This window comes from Rhizobium indicum, from assembly GCF_005862305.2.
GTDB lineage: Bacteria > Pseudomonadota > Alphaproteobacteria > Rhizobiales > Rhizobiaceae > Rhizobium > Rhizobium indicum.
The window spans coordinates 2,295,652-2,315,606 of sequence record NZ_CP054021.1 but is presented as its reverse complement, the minus strand read 5'-3'; the positions used below and the strand labels follow the sequence as shown (position 1 = coordinate 2,315,606).

The 19,955-nt window shown below is 64.0% G+C and carries 19 protein-coding genes; 4 read left to right on the top strand and 15 right to left on the bottom strand.

The window, feature by feature from the left end; translation table 11 throughout:
• Positions 1-20: 20 nt before the first annotated feature.
• The 4 genes from FFM53_RS11510 to FFM53_RS11495 form a co-directional block, all read right to left on the bottom strand.
• The gene (locus FFM53_RS11510; protein ID WP_138388368.1) at positions 21-422 is read right to left on the bottom strand and encodes a GFA family protein; all 402 of its coding nucleotides are present in this window, start codon (positions 420-422) and stop codon (positions 21-23) included.
• A gap of 66 nt (positions 423-488) precedes the next feature.
• Positions 489-2,021, bottom strand: a complete 1,533-nt coding sequence (locus FFM53_RS11505; protein ID WP_138388367.1) for a S10 family peptidase — start codon at positions 2,019-2,021, stop codon at positions 489-491.
• Positions 2,022-2,122: 101 nt separating this feature from the next.
• Positions 2,123-3,415, bottom strand: a complete 1,293-nt coding sequence (locus FFM53_RS11500; protein ID WP_138388366.1) for a CynX/NimT family MFS transporter — start codon at positions 3,413-3,415, stop codon at positions 2,123-2,125.
• Complete coding sequence (locus tag FFM53_RS11495; RefSeq protein WP_138332258.1) at positions 3,412-4,089, bottom strand: FadR/GntR family transcriptional regulator; 678 nt, start codon at positions 4,087-4,089, stop codon at positions 3,412-3,414. Before FFM53_RS11495 ends, FFM53_RS11500 begins: the two co-directional genes overlap by 4 nt.
• Before the next feature lie 524 nt (positions 4,090-4,613).
• On the opposite strand from FFM53_RS11495, the gene FFM53_RS11490 reads away from it, so the two are divergent.
• Positions 4,614-5,426 carry a class II glutamine amidotransferase gene (locus FFM53_RS11490; protein WP_138388365.1) on the top strand — a complete coding sequence of 271 codons (813 nt, stop codon included), beginning with the start codon at positions 4,614-4,616 and terminating at the stop codon, positions 5,424-5,426.
• 29 nt (positions 5,427-5,455) lie between these two features.
• On the opposite strand, the gene coaBC is transcribed toward FFM53_RS11490, so the two are convergent.
• The 3 genes from coaBC to FFM53_RS11475 all read right to left on the bottom strand — a co-directional run bounded on the left by coaBC (position 5,456) and on the right by FFM53_RS11475 (position 8,488).
• Entirely contained in the window at positions 5,456-6,661 is a 1,206-nt protein-coding gene (gene coaBC / locus FFM53_RS11485; protein WP_138388364.1) for a bifunctional phosphopantothenoylcysteine decarboxylase/phosphopantothenate--cysteine ligase CoaBC, read from the bottom strand.
• A 177-nt stretch (positions 6,662-6,838) separates the two neighbouring features.
• Positions 6,839-7,588, bottom strand: coding sequence for an SDR family oxidoreductase (locus FFM53_RS11480; protein WP_138388363.1), 750 nt, complete (start codon positions 7,586-7,588; stop codon positions 6,839-6,841).
• A 135-nt stretch (positions 7,589-7,723) separates the two neighbouring features.
• Positions 7,724-8,488, bottom strand: coding sequence for an SDR family oxidoreductase (locus tag FFM53_RS11475; protein WP_138388362.1), 765 nt, complete (start codon positions 8,486-8,488; stop codon positions 7,724-7,726).
• Between the two features lie 126 nt (positions 8,489-8,614).
• Here FFM53_RS11475 and FFM53_RS11470 point away from each other — a divergent pair, with 126 nt between their 5' ends.
• Positions 8,615-9,520: a LysR family transcriptional regulator gene (locus FFM53_RS11470; RefSeq protein ID WP_138388361.1), complete on the top strand. Its 906-nt coding sequence runs from the start codon at positions 8,615-8,617 to the stop codon at positions 9,518-9,520.
• A 1-nt stretch (position 9,521) separates the two neighbouring features.
• Here FFM53_RS11470 and FFM53_RS11465 read toward each other — a convergent pair whose 3' ends face one another.
• Complete coding sequence (locus tag FFM53_RS11465; protein WP_138388360.1) at positions 9,522-10,400, bottom strand: LysR family transcriptional regulator; 879 nt, start codon at positions 10,398-10,400, stop codon at positions 9,522-9,524.
• 91 nt (positions 10,401-10,491) lie between these two features.
• Here FFM53_RS11465 and FFM53_RS11460 point away from each other — a divergent pair, with 91 nt between their 5' ends.
• Together FFM53_RS11460 and FFM53_RS11455 are read left to right on the top strand one after the other, a co-directional pair.
• Positions 10,492-11,742: an MFS transporter gene (locus FFM53_RS11460; protein ID WP_138388359.1), complete on the top strand. Its 1,251-nt coding sequence runs from the start codon at positions 10,492-10,494 to the stop codon at positions 11,740-11,742.
• Positions 11,739-12,125 carry a VOC family protein gene (locus FFM53_RS11455; protein WP_138332266.1) on the top strand — a complete coding sequence of 129 codons (387 nt, stop codon included), beginning with the start codon at positions 11,739-11,741 and terminating at the stop codon, positions 12,123-12,125. The genes FFM53_RS11460 and FFM53_RS11455 overlap by 4 nt, the downstream gene beginning before the upstream one ends.
• Before the next feature lie 141 nt (positions 12,126-12,266).
• Here the strand turns inward: FFM53_RS11455 and FFM53_RS11450 are convergent, their stop codons facing one another.
• From FFM53_RS11450 to FFM53_RS11420, 7 genes are read right to left on the bottom strand one after another with little or no spacing between them, the layout of a single operon-like run.
• Positions 12,267-12,485 carry an antitoxin gene (locus FFM53_RS11450; RefSeq protein WP_138388358.1) on the bottom strand — a complete coding sequence of 73 codons (219 nt, stop codon included), beginning with the start codon at positions 12,483-12,485 and terminating at the stop codon, positions 12,267-12,269.
• 47 nt (positions 12,486-12,532) lie between these two features.
• Positions 12,533-14,194: a thiourocanate hydratase gene (locus FFM53_RS11445; protein ID WP_138388357.1), complete on the bottom strand. Its 1,662-nt coding sequence runs from the start codon at positions 14,192-14,194 to the stop codon at positions 12,533-12,535.
• 18 nt (positions 14,195-14,212) lie between these two features.
• Positions 14,213-14,542, bottom strand: a complete 330-nt coding sequence (locus FFM53_RS11440) for a TfoX/Sxy family protein (protein WP_138388356.1) — start codon at positions 14,540-14,542, stop codon at positions 14,213-14,215.
• A 4-nt stretch (positions 14,543-14,546) separates the two neighbouring features.
• Positions 14,547-15,644, bottom strand: a complete 1,098-nt coding sequence (locus FFM53_RS11435; protein WP_138332270.1) for a thiohydantoin desulfurase — start codon at positions 15,642-15,644, stop codon at positions 14,547-14,549.
• On the bottom strand, positions 15,625-16,905 hold the full coding sequence (locus FFM53_RS11430) for a Zn-dependent hydrolase (RefSeq protein WP_138388355.1): 1,281 nt from the start codon (positions 16,903-16,905) through the stop codon (positions 15,625-15,627). The genes FFM53_RS11435 and FFM53_RS11430 overlap by 20 nt, the downstream gene beginning before the upstream one ends.
• The gene (locus FFM53_RS11425; protein WP_138388354.1) at positions 16,902-18,281 is read right to left on the bottom strand and encodes a dihydroorotase; all 1,380 of its coding nucleotides are present in this window, start codon (positions 18,279-18,281) and stop codon (positions 16,902-16,904) included. Before FFM53_RS11425 ends, FFM53_RS11430 begins: the two co-directional genes overlap by 4 nt.
• A gap of 23 nt (positions 18,282-18,304) precedes the next feature.
• Positions 18,305-19,891, bottom strand: a complete 1,587-nt coding sequence (locus tag FFM53_RS11420; protein WP_138388353.1) for an aromatic amino acid lyase — start codon at positions 19,889-19,891, stop codon at positions 18,305-18,307.
• Positions 19,892-19,955 lie beyond the last annotated feature (64 nt).

Below are 19,955 nucleotides of genomic sequence, written 5' to 3'. Positions count from 1 at the left end.
GATGTTAAGCCGAGGCCAGCCTAATCCTCGCCCTCGAAGCGCGGAAGCGTTTCGATATTCTCCACCCCGGGCAAGGCTGAGTGGCACCATATCTGTTTCTTCGGCACCAGTTCCTGCCGCTGGTCGATGCTGCCCACGCGGATGCCGAACGCGCCGCCGTCGCCATCCGTGCGGTAGAGCGGCGATCCGCAATTCGGGCAGAAGAATTGCCGGCTGAGACCACCGCTGTCACCATACTTCGCGTAGCCTCTTGGCTCGCCTGAAGTAAGCGTGAAACTTCCCGGCCGCGCCGGCGCCGTGATGCGATAGGCCGAGCCAGTCAACCGCTGGCAATCGGTGCAATGGCAGATCGAGACCCGCTCCGGGTCGATCTCCGCCTGATAGCGGATCGCGCCGCAGTGGCATCCTCCGGTAATATGCATCGGCAAGTCCCCAAAGCACGTCGCGCAAAACTGTACAACGTTTAGCGACAAAGACATCGCCACGCTTTAGTCCGCCGGCTGAGCGGCCACATGTGTGGCGTAGAAGGCCTTTGCATCCGCCGTGAAGGCGGCCCGCTGATCAGCTCTTGTATAGAACATATGCCCGCCGCGATAGAGTTTTAGCCCGACGCGGCCGCCGGCGAGCGAGGGCGGCAGATGGTCGACCACGTAGCGGCTGACGCCATAAGGTGTCACCAGATCGCTGTAGCCATGTGCGATCAGCAGATGGAAGGCCGGGTTCGCGGCGAGCAGCTGCCTTATGTCGTCGGTGGCGCTTGCCTGGAAGCGCGATCCGCCGCCGCGCCCACCACCCCATTCCCAGCGCCGGCTGATATCGCGGTCGAGCAGCGAATAGGTCATCTCGGTCCTGAAACCGAGTTCGTTGCGGGCATAGTCGGCGAAAGCCCCGCCATAGGCGCGGGTGAAACCGTCGAGGATGGCGTCTTCGCCGCGATCGTAATCCGATTCCGGATAGGGATCGGGTGCTGCAAAGGAGGCGTCGTAAGAGCTCATTACCTCGCCGCTGCCCTCATCTGAATGTTTGACGAAGGAACTGCCGAGGAAGCCGCGGTTGCGGGTGACGATATCCTCGGGAATTCCCGTCAGGCGAGCAATCCTGCCATAGAAGGCGGCGGCGTCGGCACCCATCGGCGGCGGCCCGGCGAGCGTCGTCAGATAGTTCCCGAGCGCGAAGGTCTCGGCTGCCTTCTGCTTCTCTTCGTCAAAGGCATTGTGCCGGTCGAGTTCGGCGGCGGCCAGCGACGGCAGCTCCAGCGCGGCGCCGAGCGGAAACTGATCGGCATTGAACATCAGCTGGCCCTCGAGCAAGGGGGAAAGCATCACCGCACCGGCGACGATAATGCCCTGGCTTTCCTGCAGCGCCGAGGCGACCTTGGCGGCGCGAAAGCCGCCATAACTTTCGCCGAGAAGATATTTCGGCGAGTTGGAACGGTTGTTGTGCGCGATATAGAGCGCGATCGCCTTGGCGATGCTCTCAGCGTCGGCACTGACGTTGTAATAATTGGAGGCGTCGTCTGCCTTTGCCGTTCGGCTCCAGCCGGTGCCGATCGGATCGATCAGCACGAGATCGGTGAAATCGAGCCAGCTTTGCGGGTTGTCGACGAGTTTCGCATTGGCGCCGTCGCGTCCGTCCGGCCCGAAATCGAGCACCTTCGGCCCGACCAGCCCGAGATGCAGGAAGGCGGAAGCCGCACCCGGCCCGCCGTTGAAGGCAAAGGTCAGAGGCCGGTTCGGCCCGCCATCCCGCGCGACATAGGCGGTGTAGAAGATCGCGCCGGTCTGCGCGCCGTCCTGGCCGAAGAGATCCAGCGTGCCGGCAGTGGCGGTATAGGCGAGCTTCCGGTCGCCGATCGTCAGCGCGTGCTCTGTGACGGAATCGGCCGGCAGCAGCTTCAATACGCCGCCGCGCGCGCCGCTTTGGACATTCGCCCTCGGTGGATCGCTTTCCTGCGCATAGGAAAGGGCAGGGGCCAGCGATGCTACAAGCGCGGCGAGCAGAAACAGGGTTCGTATGCGCAAGATGTCTCCTCCGGCGATCGGGAATGAGAGGCTGAGATAGCGTAGCATCCGCTGCCGACGACCGGCATCAAGAGATGGTGATGGATAGGTGAGCGAAGGGCTCAGCCGTCTTTTTCGACCACATGGACATTGATCTCCACCGCCCGGCCGGCCTTCCAGCCATTGATCGCCGCGCCCAGTCCGAGTGCGACGAAGAGGGCTGCGCACCAGGAAAAGCTGCCGGTCCAGCCGCGGATGAGGCCGACGATGAGCGGGCCGATGGCGGCGAGCAGGTAACCGACGCATTGCGCCATGCCGGAAAGATGGGCGGCGACATCGGGATCGCGCGAGCGCAGCACGATCGTCGTCATGGCCGCTGCGATCAGCCCTCCCTGGCCGATGCCCTGCAGCACCGCCCATAGCCAGACCGTCGAAAGCGGCGCGAAGAGCAGGCCGAGCAGGGCGATGACGGCGACGCCGCAGAGGCTCGCATTGATCAGCCGCTGGTCCCGGCCGCGCACGGCGATATGCGGCACGATCAGGCAGGATGCCGCCTGCACCATCACCGACAGCGAAACGATCGCCCCTGATGTAACGCCGTCGAGCCCGCGTTCGCGCAAGATCGGGACCAGCCAGCCGAAGACGCAATAGGCAAGTGCCGATTGCAGCCCCATAAACAGCGTCACCTGCCAGGCGAGCCGGTCGCGCCAGAGGCCTTCGACGCGGAAGCCGTTTCGTCTTGCCTGTCTGCCGCTGCGAAGAACCTCAGGCAGCCAGAGCAGGCTGACGGCGAGCGCCGGCAGCGCCCAGACGGCGAGGGCGCCCTCGAGAGAGCCGCCGAGTGCGTGCTCGATCGGCAGCGTCAGCCCGGCGGCACTTGCCGCCCCGGCGCAAAGCGCCATCGTATAGAAGCCGGTCATCAGCGCGGCGTGCCCGGCAAAATCGCGCTTCACCAGCCCCGGCAGCAGCACGTTGCCGACGGCGATGCAGGCGCCGGCAAGGGCCGTGCCGATGAAGAGCAGCGGCACGGAGGAAAGCCCGCGCAGTGCGGTGCCGAGCGCCAGAAGCAGGAGAACGCCAAGTAGCGTGCGTTCGGTACCGAGGCGTTGGGCAAGACGAGGCGCAAGCGGCGAGAAGGCGCCGAGGCAGACGACCGGAAGCGTCGTCAGCAGGCTGGCGCCGAGCGCGCTCAGGCCGAGCTCCGAGCGGATTTCCGGCAGTAGCGCCGAGGCGCTGGAGAAGACCGGGCGCAGGTTGAAGGCGATCAGCACCAGGCTCGCGCCCAGCAGGAAACGACCCGCAGCTCCCCGCACCGGCGTTGCCTGCGACGGCGGAAGGTTGCCGGCCTCGGCGTCTACAAGCAATTCGTCGGCCGCCTCAAGCGTGCTTATGGCATGGTTGGCAGGCGTGTTCATGACAGGATCATCCGCTCGAGTGCGGCAAGAACCGGTGCCATGAAGCGCCGCACCGCCGCATCCGCCTTGTCGGGATCGCCGGTTTCGATGGCGTCGATGATATCGGCATGCGCCCGCATATCCGGCTCGGGAATGTCCTTGCCGAGCGTCGCCGCGATGGTGTCGGCGATCGAGGCCGAGAAGAAGTCGTAGATCTCGATCATCGCCCGGTTGCCCGAAGCGGCGATGACAGCCTTGTGGAAGGCGATGTCGCGTTCGATGAAGGCGGCCTGGTTGCCGCCGTCGTAATTGCCGCGTTCGGCAAGCAGCCGGCGGAGCCCGGCAACCGTCTCCGGCGTCTTGCGGATCGCCGTCAGCCGGGCGGCCTCGACGTCGAGCGCCAGGCGCGCCTCGAACTGGTCGCGCAGGCTGGCGCGCCGCGCCATCGTCAGCGGCCGGCCGGCGTCGCTGGTGGCACGGACATAGGTGCCCGACCCCTGCCTTGTTTCGAGATAACCCTGGGAAACCAGAACGCGCACCGCCTCGCGCACCGTGCCACGGCTGACGGAAAGCATGGCCGACAGCGAGGCTTCATTCGGCAATTTTTCGCCGACCACCCAGCGTTTGCCGAGAATGTCGCCGCGGATCGCCTCGATCGCCTCATCGGCGAGATTGGTCTTGATGAGTGCTCGCATCCCACTACTCATAAAGTCATCTGATGACCTTATGAGTAGTGGATTTCAATCTTTCGTCAACGCTCGGCATCGAGACAATAAGGACATCAAGACAATAAAAAAGGGCCGCCTCAGCGACCCTTTCCATGAGTTTGGCCTCAAACTGGCCTGGACTGTCTATGCAGCCCCAGGAAGGCGGGGATTAGAGCGAGGGCTGCCTCGCCTTCGTCACCTCTTCCATGCCCGTTACGAGGTCCGAAATCTCATTAGACATTGGATCACCTTCCTTTCGTTCTGTTGCTGATGGCTTAAAGTTAGGCTGATTCTTCTGAGATGCAAGCAGAAATGCACGTATGCGCTGTCTTGGGAAAATTGGGTGTTCACGAGAGAACACAGCTGTTCGCCGAATTTGAAGATGTTTTGCGCCACGAAACCGTCATGTTGCCCTTGCAAACCGGCCGCGCGTTAAGCTGTTATTAGCCGCGACGTTCGACAATTTAGAGCATTCCCGCCGATGCGGCGGCGGGGTTCCGGAGCAAAGAGCCATGTGTCGCTGGGCAGCCTATCGTGGAGACCCTCTCTATCTCGAGGAACTGGTATCCTCGCCCGCCCACTCGCTGATCGAGCAGTCCCACTGCGCCACCCGCGCCAAGACGGCGACGAATGGCGATGGCTTCGGCATCGCCTGGTATGGCGACAGGCCCGAGCCCGGCCGTTACCGCGATATCCTGCCCGCATGGTCGGATTGCAATCTGAAAAGCCTGGCGCGGCAGATCCGTTCGCCGCTCTTTCTCGCCCATGTCCGCGCTGCCACAGGCGGCGGCACGCGCCGCGACAACTGCCACCCCTTCACCCATGGCACCTGGTCCTTCATGCACAACGGCCAGATCTCCGGCTTCGAGCGCCTGCGCCGGCCAATGGAGGCGATGCTCGACGACGAGCTGTTCAATGCCCGCGGCGGCACGACCGATTCCGAGCTGATGTTCCTGCTGGCGCTGCAGTTCGGCCTGCGTGAGGCGCCGATCGCCGCGATGGCTCACATGATCGGTGTCGTCGAAGATCTGGCCGACAGCGTCATCGGCTCGATCCTGCTGCGCTTTACCGCCGCCTTCTCCGACGGCAACACGCTCTATGCGATCCGTTATGCAACAGATCGCAAGGCGCCGACGCTTTATGCCTCACCCGTCAACGCCGGTTATTGCCTCGTCTCCGAGCCGTTGAACGATGATGTCGATGCCTGGGCCGAAATTCCGGATGGCAGCGCGGTCACTATCGGCAAAGATGGCATTGACGTCGCCGACTTCCGGCCGGAGAAGCGCAGTGCCTCCAAGCCGCAGCGCGTGGCCATTCCTGCCTGAACGCTTGGCGTCAGCTGAGCCGCTGGCGATCAGCGGAGCTGCTTGGCGATCAGCGCCGCCAGCCTTTCGGCGACCTCTTCCTTCGTCAGGTCAGGCCATTGCTCGACGCCGTCGCGGCGAATGAGTTTAACCCTGTTGCGGCTGCCGCCCATGATCCCGGTCGCAGGGGAAACGTCATTGGCGACGATCAGGTCGGCGCCTTTCCTTTCGAGTTTTGCCTTTGCATTGCTTTCGACGTCCTGCGTCTCGGCGGCAAAGCCGATTACCAGCTTCGGCCGCATCGTATGATGGCCGACGGTTTTCAGGATGTCCGGGTTCTCGGTCAGCGCCAGCGTCGGAATGGATTCGCCGGGATGTTTCTTCAGCTTCTGGTCGGCCGCCGAGGCGACGCGCCAGTCCGCCACCGCTGCGACCATCACCGCGATGTCGGCCGGCAGCGCCGCAAGCACAGCATCACGCATTTCTTCGGCCCGCTCGACATGCACGACGCTGACGCCGACGGGATCGGCGATCGTCACCGGCCCGGATACCAGCGTCACCTCCGCCCCGAGCTTTGCCAGGGCTGCGGCGATCGCATGCCCCTGCCGGCCGGAGGAGCGGTTGGCGATATAGCGCACCGGATCGATCGGCTCGTGCGTCGGTCCTGACGTGACGATTGCCTTGCGTCCCTTGAGCGGCTTTTCTCCGTCGTCGAGCATGGTTTCGGCGGCAGCGACGATCTCCAGCGGTTCCGCCATCCGGCCAAGCCCGGCCTCCCGGCTTTCCGCCATCTCGCCGGCCATCGGCCCGACGAAGCGGATGCCGTCGGCTCTGAGCATCGCGGCATTCCGCCGCGTAGCCGGATGTGCCCACATGGCGGGGTTCATCGCCGGTGCCGCAAGCACCGGCCTGTTGGTCGCCAGAAGCACGGTCGAGGCGAGATCGTCGGCAAGCCCGTTCGCCATCTTCGCCATCAGATCGGCGGTGGCGGGGGCGATCAGCACAAGGTCGCAGTCACGCGCCAGCCGGATATGACCGACATCCTGTTCGTCCTGCCGAGAAAACAGATCGAGGTAGACATGGTCCGCCGTCAGCGCACCGACGGCAAGCGGCGTGACGAATTCCTGCGCGCCCTTGGTCATCACAGGGCGCACGCTCGCGCCGCGTTCGCGCAGCCGGCGGATCAGATCCAGGCTCTTATAGGCCGCGATGCCGCCGGAGATGATGAGGAGGATGCGTTTGCCGCTGAGAGCCATGGCCTTCTTCCCGTTGCCTTTTCTGACCGCTCTCGACCCTAAGCCTTTGGCGGAGAACATGCAATCGCGCGGGCGACACGCATAGGATCTGCTCGGGCAGCCGCCGCATGACGATCGCGATCGCCATGCTGAAGGCGGCAAGCAGCGCGGCAGCTGGTCTCCGCCGCGCTCGTGGGGTCAGAGGTTGCTCATCCCGCCGTCGATGATGAGTTCGCTGCCGACGATATAGGCCGCCTCATCGGAGGCGAGAAAGACGATCGTCTTCGCGACTTCGCTGGGGTTCCCGAAGCGACCGACAGGGATCTGGGATTGGATCTGCGCGGTCATCGCCTTGGAATCGGCTTCCGATGCCCCGAGCTTGCTGTAAAGCGGCGTGGCGATCGGACCGGGGCTGACGGCGTTGACGCGGATGCCGCGGCCGATGAGTTCGCCCGACAATGTCTTGGCAAGCGTCAGCAGCGCGCCCTTCGTCAGCGAATAGACGCTGGAGTTCGGCATGCCGATATGGGCGTTGATCGAGGTGTTGAGCACGATCGCAGCCTGCTTCGAAAAAATCGGCAGCAGCGCCTGAATCAGGAAGAACGGGCCCTTGACGTTGATATCAACCGACTTGTCGAAGGCGGCTTCGCTCCACTGTTCCAGCGGCCCGAATTCGGCGACGCCGGCGTTGACGAAGAGGATGTCGAGCGTGCCGAAAGCCTCTTTCACTGTGTCGGCGACGGCCTTCTGGCCGGCCGCATTGCCGGCATCGGCCTGGATGACTGTGGCTTTGCCGCCAAGTTCGGCGCGGGCCGCCTCGACGCTTGCCACGCTGCTGCCGGTAACGACGACGCGGGCGCCCTCAGCGATGAACTGGCGGGCGGTCTCGAGACCGATGCCGCTGGTGCCGCCGGTGATGAGGGCTGTCTTGTTTTGCAGACGTGACATGATGACGTTCCTTTGATCGAATTTTGGGCCGCGGCCCGTTGTTGTTGGATGGGAGAATGCTCTGAAAAAAGCGGCGCGATAAGCCGGCGTCTTGAAGGATCGTCAACCCGCAGCGGATAATCGCGCCGCGCCGCCTCAGGTGCGGGTGATCGAAGCGCCACCGTCGACCAGCGAGGCCGTGCCGGTGACGAAGCTCGCATCGTCGGAGGCGAGATAGAGAACCGAGCGGGCGAGTTCTTCGGGTGTCGCGACACGCTTCAGCGCATGCAGATTGGTAACGAAGGCCTGCTTCTCAGGCGTATCGTTCATGTCCCGATACATGTCGGTATCAACAGCACCCGGCAGGATGGCATTGACGCGCACGCCCTGCTGGCCGAATTCGGCGGCGAGCGCCTGCGTCAGGCCGATCAGGCCGGATTTGCTGGCGGCATAGGCGGCAACGCCCGGAAAAGCGAAGCTGTAGCCGACGAAGGTCGAGGTGAAGATCACCGAGCCGCCACCATTTTCCACCATCGCGCCGATCTGGTGCTTGGCGGCGAGGAAGGAGGCCGTCAGATTGATCGCCAGCGCCTCGCTGAAGCCTGCTTCCGAAACGGCGGTGCTCGCACCGGCTTCGCCGAGCGTGCCGGCATTGTTGAAGGCGATATCGAGCTTGCCGTAATACGTCACGGCGGCGGCGACCAGCGCCTTGTGATAGTCTTCCGAGCGCACGTCGCCGGCAATGGCGATGGCGTCGCCGCCCTCTGCCTTGATCTCGGCGACGAGACTGTCGAGTTCGCCCTGGCGGCGGGCGCCGACGACGACCTTGGCGCCTTCGGCGGCAAAGAGCTTTGCCGTGGAGCGGCCGATGCCGGAGCTTGCGCCGGTGACGATCGCGACCCTGTTGTTCAAGCGGTTCATGGTTCCATCTCCTGCGTTTAAGGTGAGGCGGCCCCTGCCGTCCCTTTCGATGAGTGGAAGATGGCATTTTCCATTCGTTCGGATTAGTCTCCAGATCGGGGAACTCGAATTCGGAAAAGCCGAACGATGATCAGGATCGAAGGTATTGCGGCTTTCGTCGCCGTGGTCGAGGCAGGCTCGGTCAGCGAGGCGGCCCGACGCCTGCGGCTGTCCAAATCCGTCGTCAGCGAAAGGCTGGCGGAACTGGAGAAGTCGCTCGGCGGCATGCTGCTGCACCGAACGACGCGCAAGCTCACTTTGACGGAGGATGGCACGGTCTTCCTCGGGCGCGCCGCGCGCATCGTGCGCGAGATCGAGGAAGCCGCAGCCGATATGGCCGAGCGGCGCGGAACACTATCGGGACCGATCCGCATCGCTGCCCCCGTCACCTTCGGCCGCATGCATCTCGGCCCGGTGCTCTATCCCTTTCTTGCCGAACATCCCGAGATCGAACTGACCCTCGATATCGATGACCGACGCGTCGATGCCGCCTCGGACGGTTACGATGCCATCATCCGCAACGGTCCGATCGCCGATAACAGGCTGGTCGCCTGGAAGCTCGCGCATAGCCGCCGCCTTCTCTGCGCCTCGCCGGATTATCTCGCCCGCCAGGGAATTCCCTCGTCGCTCTCTGATCTCGACAGCCATCGCGGCATCTTCTACACCAATCGCGGCGTTGCCGACTGGCGCTTCCAGACGCCAGAGGGTGCGATCGTCGTCCGCGCGAAACTGGCGCTCGGCATCAACAATGGCGACATGCTCCGCGACGCCGCGATTGCCGGGCTCGGCATCGCGCTGCTGCCCGCCTTCATCGCCGGCCCCGCCATCCGCGAGGGCCGGCTTGCCGAAATCGATGTCGGCCACAGGCCGGAGGCCGAATTCATCTACATGGCCCATCCCGAAGGCCGCAATCCCTCCGCCAAGCTTCGCGCCATCGCCGATCATCTGAAGAAGAGCTTCGGCGATCCGCCCTATTGGGATCCGGCGGGTTAATTCATGTACTCAGCAGGCTGATCAGGTTCTCGGTGACCGGCGAGCGATGTGTTTTCAGCATTGCCAGCGCCAGGCGCGCCACGGCCGGCGGTCCCTCGATCGGCCGGTAGGCCACACCTTCGAGCTTGATCTGCGAAATCGAGGCCGGCACGATCGAGACGCCGAGATCGGCCGCCACCAGATTGACGACCGAGGAAATCTGCGGCGCCTCCTGCGCCACGGTCAGCTCGAATCCCGCCTTGCGGCAGGCAAGCACGACATCGTCGTAAAGGCTCAAGCCCACGAGCCGGGGAAAGAGGATGAAGGGTTCGTCCGCCAGCGCCGCAAGCGGCAGGCTGGGGTGCCGCGTCAAGGGATGGCTGGCGGGCAGGGCGATCACCATCGGCTCATCCGGCAGTCGCCGCAGCCGGATGCCGGCGGGATCGTCCAGGCTGGGACGCATGAAGGTGGCGTCGAGCTCGCCGCGTTCCAGCTTCTGCATCAGCGCCAGCGTATTCATTTCCGTCAGCGACAGCTGCACCTCCGGCCAGCGCGCGCGAAACCGGCGGATCGTCGTGCTGACCACGGGATTGAAGGCGGAGGAAGCGGTGAAACCGAGCGACAGCCGGCCGGTCTCGCCGCGATTGGCGCTTTGCGCCGCAAGCTTCGCCTTTTCCGCAGCCGCCAGCGAAGCCTTTGCTTCGCCGAGGAAGGCCGCGCCCGCCGCCGTCAATTCGGCGCCGTGCGGGACGCGATGAAACAGCGCCGCGCCCACTTCCCTTTCCAGGTCGCGGATCTGCTGGCTGAGCGGTGGCTGCCCGATGCCGAGCTTGCCGGCGGCACGGGTGAAATTGCCTTCTTCTGCCACCGCGAGAAAATATCTCAAATGCCGCAGCTCCATCGCCATCTCCAAAACCTATCGAAATCGCCAGTCCCATATATTGGACAAATGGAGCGGCGTTGACTAGATCGGAGGTCGGAAGGATGAAGATATGCCGACGTCAGCGCATGCCGCGAAGACCGCCGAGACAACCGCGATCCTAGGGCAGAAGCACTACCTGACCCGTGGCACCGGCGCCTATCGCCGCGCCAGCCTGGCACTCTTCCTGTCCGGATTCTCCACCTTCTCGCTACTCTATTGCGTCCAGCCGCTGCTGCCGATCTTCTCGCAGCAATTCTCCGTCAGTCCGGCCGAAAGCTCGCTGTCCCTCTCGCTCTCCACCGGTTTCCTCGCGGTCGCCATCGTCTGTGCGGCTGCCGTCTCGGAAGGCCTTGGCCGCCGCAGCCTGATGTCGATATCGCTGGTCGGCGCGGCATTGCTGACCATCGCCACGGCCTTTGCCCCGAACTGGCACCTTCTGCTCGTCATCCGCGCCCTGCAGGGCCTCGTTCTCGGCGGCGTGCCGGCCGTCGCCATGGCCTATCTCGCCGAGGAAATCGATCCGCGCGGCCTTGGCGCTACCATGGGCCTCTATGTCGGCGGCACGGCCTTCGGCGGCATGTCCGGCCGTGTGTTGACCGGCATCTTCGCCGAATATCTCACCTGGCGTCCGGCGCTCTTCATCATCGGCGCCATCGGCCTTGCCGCCGCGATCGGCTTCATCACCCTCCTGCCGCCATCACGCAATTTCGTCCGCCGGCCGGGCTTCGATCCGCGCTTTCATGCAAAAGCCTGGCTCGGCCATCTCACCAATCCAGCGCTGCCTTTCATCTTCGCCATCGCCTTCCTGGCGATGGGCTCCTTCGTGACGATCTACAATTATGCCGGTTTCCGCCTGGTGGCGTCGCCTTACGACCTCAACCAGACCGAACTCGGGCTGATCTTCACCGTCTATCTCTTCGGCATCGGCGCCTCTTCGATCGGCGGTCTGCTCGGAGACCGGATCGGGCACTTTTCCGTGCTTCTCTTCGGTCTGGTACTCACCGCCGCCGGCAGCGCGCTGACGCTCGCGGCCTCGCTCCCGGTCATCATCCTCGGTATAACAGTGCTCACGACCGGCTTCTTCATGAGCCATTCCATCGCCAGCGGCCTTGTCGGCAAGCTGGCGCATGGCACCAAGGGGCACGCCTCATCGCTCTATATGCTCGCCTATTATGTCGGCTCCAGCCTCATGGGTTCGGCGGGCGGCTGGTTCTTCGCGGTTGAAGGCTGGGCCGCGGTCGTTATCTTCACGCTTGCCATGCTGGCGCTGGCCTTTGTCTCCGCCTGTTTTGCCCAGCAATTCGCGGGGAGAAAAGCATGATCCGCATAGACCGTCTTGACCATCTCGTGCTGACCGTCGCCGATATCGCCACCACCTGCGATTTTTATTCCCGCATCCTCGGCATGTCGGTCGAAACCTTTGCGGAAGGCCGCAAGGCGCTGAAATTCGGCAGGCAGAAGATCAACCTGCACCAGGCCGGCCACGAATTCGATCCCAAGGCGAGACACCCCACACCCGGCTCCGGCGACCTCTGCTTCATCGCCGAGACACCGCTTGCCGATGTCATTGCTGATCTACAGGCCGCGGACGTTGCGATCGAAGAGGGTCCGGTCGAACGCACTGGTGCGACAGGACGTCTGCGCTCGGTCTATTTCAGAGATCCTGACGGCAACCTCATCGAAGTCTCCAATCTGATTGCCTGACGCGCTGCTCGGCTCCAGCCGATCCGTCGAAGATTTGCGGGTGTTTGCCCAGTTTTGCGACGAGACGATCGTTGCCCTTCATCATTGGAATGACGGCACTCGCGTCAACCAGCTACTTCATTTGAAGAAGTCCAGTTTGGATCACTCCTGCCCAGCAGGCTGTTCTTCCACCGCTGTTGCAAAATCGGCATCGACCGGACCGGCCAGGTCGGCAAGCCAGTCCCAATCATCGGAAATCGGCTCGATAATGATCGCACGCCCCTGCCGTCGAATGGCGACGCTGTCGCCGTCGAAACGGAATTCCTTGGGGAGCAGGACGGCTTGAGAACACCCCGACCAGAAGATCTTTGCTGTTTCCATGTCATGACTCCCGATGAGATGTGACAACGATATACAGCAATTTTTGATCAACCAAGCCGGATATAGGGCACATCCTTCTTCGCCACCTCGTCCAGCGCCTCCTCATAACCGGCATCGGCGTAACGCATGACGCCAAGCGCCGTATCGTTGGTCAGTGCATGGTCGAGCCGTTCGTCTGCGGCATCCGTGCCGTCGGCGATGACGGTGACGCCGCAGCTCGTCATATAGCCCGCATAACCGCCGCCGCCGGAATGGATGACGACCAGATCGGCCATCGACGAGCAGAGCATCATCGCATCGATCAGCGGCCAGTCGGCGATCGCATCCGAGCCGTCCTTCATCCCCTCAGTCATGATATTCGGATGCGCCATGGCGCCGGCGTCGAGATGGTCGCGGGAGAAGGCGACCGGGCCTTTGAGTTCGCCGCTCGCAACCAGCGCGTTGACGCGCCTTGCGAGTGCCGTGCGTTCGCCGTGGCCGAGCCAGGCGATGCGGGCCGGCAGCCCTTCGAAGGGCACATGCTCGCGCGCCAGCCGGATCCAGTTGGTTATGATCTTGTTGTCGGGGAACATCTCGAGCAGCAGGTCGTCAATCCGGGCGATATCGCTCTCCTCGCCCGATAGCGCCATCCAGCGGAATGGGCCAATCGCCCGGGCAAACAGCGGCCTGAGATAGGCTTCGGTGAAGATCGGAATGTCGAAGGCATTGGCAACGCCGCCCTCCTTGGCCTGCGTGCGGATCAGGTTGCCATTATCGAAGACTTCCGAGCCACGTTTCTGGAATTCCAGCATCGCCGTCACATGGTCGACGATCGAGGCGCGGCTTGCCGCCATCAATTGCCCCTGGCCATCGTCGCGCAGGCCCTTGACCTGAGCGAGGTTCATGCCTTTCGGCACGTAGCCATAGACGAGGTCATGCGCCGAGGTCTGGTCGGTGACGATATCGGGCACGATGCCGCGCCGGGCGATCTCGGGATAGACTTCCGCCGCATTGCCGACGAGCCCGACGGAAAGCGCCCGCTTATCCTTCACCGCCGCATCGATCATCTGAAGGGCGGTGTCGAGATCGGGCGCGATTTCCTGGAGATAACCGATCTGCTGGCGCTTGCGGGCACGCTCCGGATCGATGTCGACACAGAGGATCGCAGCCCCCGCCATGCGGCCGGCGAGCGGCTGCGCTCCGCCCATGCCGCCAAGACCGGCCGTTAGCACGAACCGGCCGAGGAGATCGCCGCCGAAGCGCCGCTCGGCAATGCGCATGAAGATCTCGTACGTGCCCTGGATGACGCCTTGGCTGCCGATATATTGCCAGGCGCCGGCCGTCAGCCCGCCCCAGCAGATCAGTCCATTGCGCTGCAGCTCGTAGAACACTTCGGCCTTTGCCCATTGCCCGACAATATTGCAGTTCGCCATGATGACGAGCGGCGCCTTGGCATGCGTTCGAACGAGCCCGATCGGCTTGCCGGACTGGATGAGCAGCGTCTGGTTCTCTTCCATCTCGGTCAGCGCCTTGACGATGCCTCTGTGCGCCGCCCAGTTGCGGGCCGCCTTGCCGAGCGCGGCATAGACGATCAGATTGTCGGGATCCTCACCGACGGAGAGCACGTTTTCGAGCAGCCGCAGCAGCGCCTCCTGCCGCCAGCCTTTGGCCCGCAGTTCCGGCCCGCCGGGAATCGGAAATTTCGGATGACGTGGATTGGCCTTCGGCATCGTGGGTTCCTCGTTTTTCTATTTGCTCGGCAGCGATTCCACATAGGCAAGTGCTGCATCGAGCAGACGCCGTCTCAGAGCATCGTCGCCGTAAACTTCGGCATTGCCGCGCACCCAGCCATGCATCACCCGCTCGCCCGACAGCATCTGGATCACGCCCGGCAGAGCCAGCGCCCAGCCGTCATCGCCCTTGCCGAGGCGGATCAGCATGCCGTCATGGCGCGCGCAGCAGAGAAGATTGCCATTCAGCATGAAGGCCCAGCCGCCGAACATGGATTTTTCGGCAAGGCCCGGCCGATCGCCGAGTTCCTCACGCATCAGTTCTTCGAGGCCGGGATCGCGCGCCACGGGCTCAGGCCTTCGTCGCCAGTGCATAACGTGCGATCTCGATCCCCATCGCCTTTTCGACGACGGGATAGACGGTCGGATCGAGCACGCTTGCCGACAGCGGAATGATCTCCATCGGCACATGCAGGATGAAGACATGCATGCCCTCCTGTAGCTGGCCGACGCTAAGCGGCTCGCCCTCCGGTGAAAGCGTGGTGATGACGGCGGGGAAAGTCGCTAGCCGCCCGCCACCCGCGTCGTCCACCGCCATATATTCGTTCATCACATGCAGCGTCACCGATGTTCCGCCCGAGCCGACGATGATCGTGCCGATGTCGAAGGCTTCCTTGGTGTAGACGACGTCCTTGCGGGTGATGACGCCTTCGGCAAGGATATGGCCACCCGTCGTCTTGCAGATCGCGTCGATGACGGCAGATCCGCCGCGCTTCTCCGCCGCGATGATCGCTTCGCCGAGCGCAAGCGCCATCGAGATGCCGCCGAGCGCCGCATGGGTGCGGACATAGGAGGCTCGGAGCGGATTGCGGCAGCTGGCGATGAAGCCGCCGGATTGGTCGGCCGCAGCCCGCAGCACCGGCGAGATCTTCGCCGTCGCACCCTTCACCACCAGTTCGATATAACGGTTTTCGGCCCGATTGCCGCCGACAGCGGTCTGGATCATCGGCTCGGGCGATCCGGCCATGCCGATCGAGCCCATGTCGCCCGTCGGATGTGCGCGGATATCGCCGACGGCGTCGACCACCTTGGTGCCGAGGATCGCCGATGGCAGCCAGCCGTTCAGCGTCGAGGACTTGCCGTTCTGGCCGATGATCAGCCCGGACAGCCTTTCGCCCAGCGTCTCCTGCAGCAATTGCACCGCCTTCACATAGTCGATGCCCTGCATTTCCCAGGGGGTTGTGGAGGCCGGTGCGCCGATCGCGGCCGCGGTTGCGATCCACTCCTCGTCCTTCAGCTCGTCGATCGAGACCAGCTCCGGCTTGCCGACATTGACAGCGGCAAGCCCAAGCATCCGCCCGTGATCGGCCCAGCCGCCGCCGCCGGCGGCATAGACGGAGCCGCCTTTGACGGCGGCTTCCACGTCCTTCTCAACCAGTATGCGTCCCATTCGCCTTCTCCTGATTCAAGCTCTTGTCCATTTCGCGCACCGCTTCGAAAAGCACGGCGGCGCCGAGCGCGATATCGTCATTGTCAGCCCACTCGTCGGCCGAATGGCTGCGGCCTTCCCGGCAGGGCACGAAGATCATCGCTGCCGGTGCCACCTTGGCGATCCAGGCCGTATCGTGCCCCGCGCCGGAGGCCATTCGCCTGTGCTTCGCGCCGACCCGCTCGCAGGCAGCCTCCAACGTCGACAGCAGCCCGGCATCGCCAGGCGTCGGCAGATTGTCGGAAATCCGGTTCGGCGCCTTGATCGTCACGCTGTAGGCCCCTGCCAGCTTTTCGACATGGCCGTCGAGCCAGCGGCAGAATGCCTCCATGTCGGCGCGGATTTCCGCGCGTCCATCGATCAGCAGCACCACCTTTGACGGCACGACATTGGCGGCATTAGGCTCGATGCGGAATTCGCCGACCGTTGCTGCAAAATGGCCCGGTGTTTTGGCAAGCTCTGCAGCGGCGTTGCGGATGTCGAGCACCAGCTGTGACGCCGCCACCAGCGCATCCGCCCGCCGGTCCATCGGCGTCGTGCCGGCATGGTCGGCCCGCCCTTCGACGGTGATCTCGATGCGGGTGATGCCTGATATCGCGGTGACGATGCCGATATCCTGCTTTTCGGCTTCGAGCACCGGACCTTGTTCGATATGAAGCTCGAGAAAACCTGCTATATCGGGCCTGTTCTGCTGCATCAGCACATCGGGTCTGCCACCGACCTGAGCGATGCCCTCGGCCAGGTCGCGCCCGTCGCTGACGCGCGAAAGCCAGGCCTCCGGCAGTTGGCCGGTCATGCCGCGGCTGCCGATACAGGACACGCCGAAGATGCTGACCTCTTCGGCAAGAAAATCGACGATTTCGAGATCGTGATCGAGCTCGATGTCCTGGTCGCGCAACGCCCGCGCCACCTCCAGCGCCGAGATGACCCCGGCAATGCCGTCAAAGCGGCCGCCGTCCGGCACCGTGTCGGAATGCGAGCCGACCATGATCGTGCCGAGCCACGGTTTCCGGCCTGTCCGTCGTCCGATCAGATTGCCGGCGGCATCGATCCGCGTTTCCAGCCCCGCCGCCTTCATCCGTACCTCGATATAGGCCCGGCCATCGAGAAAGAGCGGCGAGAAAGCCCGCCGTGTCCAGGGATGCCCCGGCTCGGTGATCCCGGCCAGCGTCTCGATATCTTCAGCGATCTGGCTGGCATTGACGGGAAGATTGCGGCTCATGCTTCAGCTCCCGCAATGACCTGGCGCGGCAGCGGTCGCACGAAGCGCCCATTGCCGGGCTTGGCCAGCACCTTCGCGCCCTCGGCGATCTTTTCGCCCCTGAGATAGGTGGCGGAAACGGTCCAGGGCAGGCGGATGCCGTTATAGGGGCTCCAGCCGACGACGTTGTTGCCGCTGGCTGCGGCATCATAGACACTGTCGCGCGGCTCCAGCACGACGATATCGGCATCCTTGCCCGGGGTCAGCGCGCCCTTGATATGGTCGAGCCGGAAATGCTTCGCCGGGTTCTCTGCCATCAGCCTGGCGGCCCATGTCAGCGGAATGCCGCGTTCCACGGCACCTTTGACGAAAAGCGGCACCATCACCTCGAGGCCGGGAACGCCCGAGGCGTTGGCGAGCATGTCGGGATTGGTCTTGCGGTTTTCCGACCAGCTGACGTGATCGGTCGAGACCAGCCAGACGTCACCCTCCGCCACCTTCCGCCAGAGCCTCTCCACCTCGGCGCGCGGCCGCACAGGCGGATTGATCTTCGCCTTGCCGCCGAGGCGCTTCACGTCGTTTTCCTCGTCGAGCGTCAGGTAGTGGATGCAGCATTCGACCGTTGCCGCAAAGCCATCGCGGCGATAGGCGCGCGCGATATCGTAGCCGCGCCCGAGCGAGCAGTGCACCACATGCGCCGGGCAGCCGGTATTGGCGCCGGTCTCGAAGATCGTATGCATCGCCAGCAGTTCGGTGATCGGCGGCCGCGACAGGCCGTGCGCCCGCCAGTCCGTGATGCCGCTCGCCTTCACCTGTTCCATGTAAGTGCGCACCGCCTCGTCGTCTTCATTGTGCACGCCCACCGTCAGTCCCGTCGGCGCGATTGCCGCAAAGCAGGCGTCGAGCAGGGCCGGCGGAATGCGCGGAAAGCGCTTGGGGTCGGTGCCGAAGGTCGAAAACTTGAAGGCCGCAACGCCTGCCTCCACCATTTCACGGATGCGCGCCGGGCCTTCTTCCGGATCGACGGTGCCGTAAAGCGCGAAATCGACCCGCGCCTGCGGACCGGCATGGCCGATCTTCCGCTTCACCGCCGCTGCCGAGCAGACGAGATTGCCTTCGTCATAGGGCATGTCGACAATGACAGTCACCCCGCCGGCCGCCGCCGAGCGCGTCGACCAGATGAAATCCTCCTGGTCTTTCTGGGAAAGCGAATGCACCTGCGCGTCGATCGCACCGGGCAGGATCAGCGCTTTTCCGAGCAGATGCCGTTCGCGGCCCGCCGGCGGTACGCCGAGGCCGACCTCGGCGATTTTGCCGTCGCGCACGGCGACATAGCCCTCTTCGACAATGCGGTCCGGCAGCACCACTGTGCCCTGCAGAACGAGATCGAAGTCCATGCTGCTTCCTCCGTAACTGGAAATCAGACTGCTGCCGGCTCGTGATGGGTCAGCCGTTCCTCGATGCGCTCCAGCGAGCCGAGGGCGAAGAAATCGTCGAAGGAGGCGATCGGAACCTGCTCGGTCAGCTTCGTAACGAATTCGTCCGAACCAAGTTCCTCCTCGATCGCCTCCACTTCAGCCGAAAGCGGCCGGTCGACCGTATAGAAATCCGCATGTTTGCGCACGACCGCGTAGAGCATGGCGGCGACACCCTTCGGTTCATCGCCGAGAATATCGATCGCCTGGGCAGACAGTAGCGCCTCGAGGGCTGCGAGGCGCTTCAGCGCCCGCATCTGCCGGTCGAAGCGTTCGATGACGAGCGGCAGGAAGGCTGCCTCGTCCTCCAGCCCGGCTGCGACGACCAGCGACTGGGCCGACACGGGATTGGACATCGACAGCACGCGCGAGAAAATCTCGCCGGCAAGTTTGATGATCGGCCCGAAACCGGTGGCGATCCGCCCCGGCGGCACGAGATTAACCGGCAGGTCGCGCCGCTGGCCGTTGCCGAGAATGACGCAGCGGTTGAAGGCGTTGCGCGCCGCATGCGCCATGCAGAGTGCTGCCGATTCGAGCAGGATCGTCACATCGAGCGGCAGCGAGCCCCCCGACGTCATCACCCGGCCTTCGACCACGACGGGATTGTCGTCCGAGCGCCCGGTGGCGGCAAGGATCTTGTGGCCGGTCGATAAGAGGTTTTCGATCACTGCGCCGAACACCTGGGCGATCATGCGCAGGCTGAGCGGATCCTGCACATGCGTGGCCACAGGCCAGTTCCATTCGTCGGAGGCATTGCAGAGCCAGGCGCCGATCAGCGCTTCGCGCGCCGTTCCGACATGCCGGACCGCCTTCCAGGGATCGCGGGAGGCGCCAAGCGCGCCGGCCGCCATCATCGCCGTCGCCAGCAGGACGCGGATCGAGGCCGCGGCGTTGCGGGTCGTTTCCGCCGCCGAGGCAAAGCTCACCGCATTGATGCTGAGCGAGGCGAGGCTGTCGCGCGGCGCCATACGCATCGGTTCCAGCCCGGCCGCCTGGAAAGCCTCGGCCGCCTGCATCCGGTTGCCGCGATAGATCGCTTCGCCGACGCCGGTCAGCACCGCGCCGATCTGTCCCATCAGGCCGATATCCGCACAGCCGATCGAGCCGGTGCGGCGCACGACCGGGATGAGATCGGCCTCGAGCATTCTGATATAGGCCTGGATCAGCTCCGGCGTGCAGCCGACCTGGCCGGTCAGCGCCGTGTTGATGCGGATCGCCATGGCATTGCGCACGATATTGCAGGAAAAGGGTGTGCCGGTGCCGAAATGATGGGCGCGCACCAGGCCGAGATTGAAGGTGTCGAGTTCGTCGGCCGACCACTCCACATCTTTCATGGCGCCGACGCCTGTCGTCGAGCCGTAGACGGGCATGCCGGAGGCAATCGCATCCTCGACGACCTCGCGGGCGATCGCGATGCGGGCCATGCCTGTCGCCGAAGCCGAAATCACAGCCTTGCCCGCGCCAATCGTCACCATCTCGGCAAAACCGAGCGGTCGTCCGGAAAGTTCGATGCCAAGGCGTTCGTGCTTCATGTGCCTATCTCCTTAAAAGTGAGACTAAGCGAGCCCTCCGTCATATGGGATATCCCAAATGCCG

Excerpts from the sequence above, each read along its gene's own strand:
- FFM53_RS11420 (WP_138388353.1), bottom strand. The coding sequence starts at position 19,891 with ATGAAGCACGAACGCCTTGGCATCGAACTTTCCGGACGACCGCTCGGT.
- FFM53_RS11430 (WP_138388355.1), bottom strand. The coding sequence starts at position 16,905 with ATGAGCCGCAATCTTCCCGTCAATGCCAGCCAGATCGCTGAAGATATC.
- FFM53_RS11510 (WP_138388368.1), bottom strand. The coding sequence starts at position 422 with ATGCATATTACCGGAGGATGCCACTGCGGCGCGATCCGCTATCAGGCG.
- FFM53_RS11490 (WP_138388365.1), top strand. The coding sequence starts at position 4,614 with ATGTGTCGCTGGGCAGCCTATCGTGGAGACCCTCTCTATCTCGAGGAA.
- FFM53_RS11460 (WP_138388359.1), top strand. The coding sequence starts at position 10,492 with ATGCCGACGTCAGCGCATGCCGCGAAGACCGCCGAGACAACCGCGATC.
- FFM53_RS11500 (WP_138388366.1), bottom strand. The coding sequence starts at position 3,415 with ATGAACACGCCTGCCAACCATGCCATAAGCACGCTTGAGGCGGCCGAC.
- coaBC (WP_138388364.1), bottom strand. The coding sequence starts at position 6,661 with ATGGCTCTCAGCGGCAAACGCATCCTCCTCATCATCTCCGGCGGCATC.
- FFM53_RS11455 (WP_138332266.1), top strand. The coding sequence starts at position 11,739 with ATGATCCGCATAGACCGTCTTGACCATCTCGTGCTGACCGTCGCCGAT.
- FFM53_RS11480 (WP_138388363.1), bottom strand. The coding sequence starts at position 7,588 with ATGTCACGTCTGCAAAACAAGACAGCCCTCATCACCGGCGGCACCAGC.
- FFM53_RS11450 (WP_138388358.1), bottom strand. The coding sequence starts at position 12,485 with ATGGAAACAGCAAAGATCTTCTGGTCGGGGTGTTCTCAAGCCGTCCTG.
- FFM53_RS11445 (WP_138388357.1), bottom strand. The coding sequence starts at position 14,194 with ATGCCGAAGGCCAATCCACGTCATCCGAAATTTCCGATTCCCGGCGGG.
- FFM53_RS11470 (WP_138388361.1), top strand. The coding sequence starts at position 8,615 with ATGATCAGGATCGAAGGTATTGCGGCTTTCGTCGCCGTGGTCGAGGCA.
- FFM53_RS11425 (WP_138388354.1), bottom strand. The coding sequence starts at position 18,281 with ATGGACTTCGATCTCGTTCTGCAGGGCACAGTGGTGCTGCCGGACCGC.
- FFM53_RS11465 (WP_138388360.1), bottom strand. The coding sequence starts at position 10,400 with ATGGAGCTGCGGCATTTGAGATATTTTCTCGCGGTGGCAGAAGAAGGC.
- FFM53_RS11495 (WP_138332258.1), bottom strand. The coding sequence starts at position 4,089 with ATGCGAGCACTCATCAAGACCAATCTCGCCGATGAGGCGATCGAGGCG.
- FFM53_RS11435 (WP_138332270.1), bottom strand. The coding sequence starts at position 15,644 with ATGGGACGCATACTGGTTGAGAAGGACGTGGAAGCCGCCGTCAAAGGC.
- FFM53_RS11475 (WP_138388362.1), bottom strand. The coding sequence starts at position 8,488 with ATGAACCGCTTGAACAACAGGGTCGCGATCGTCACCGGCGCAAGCTCC.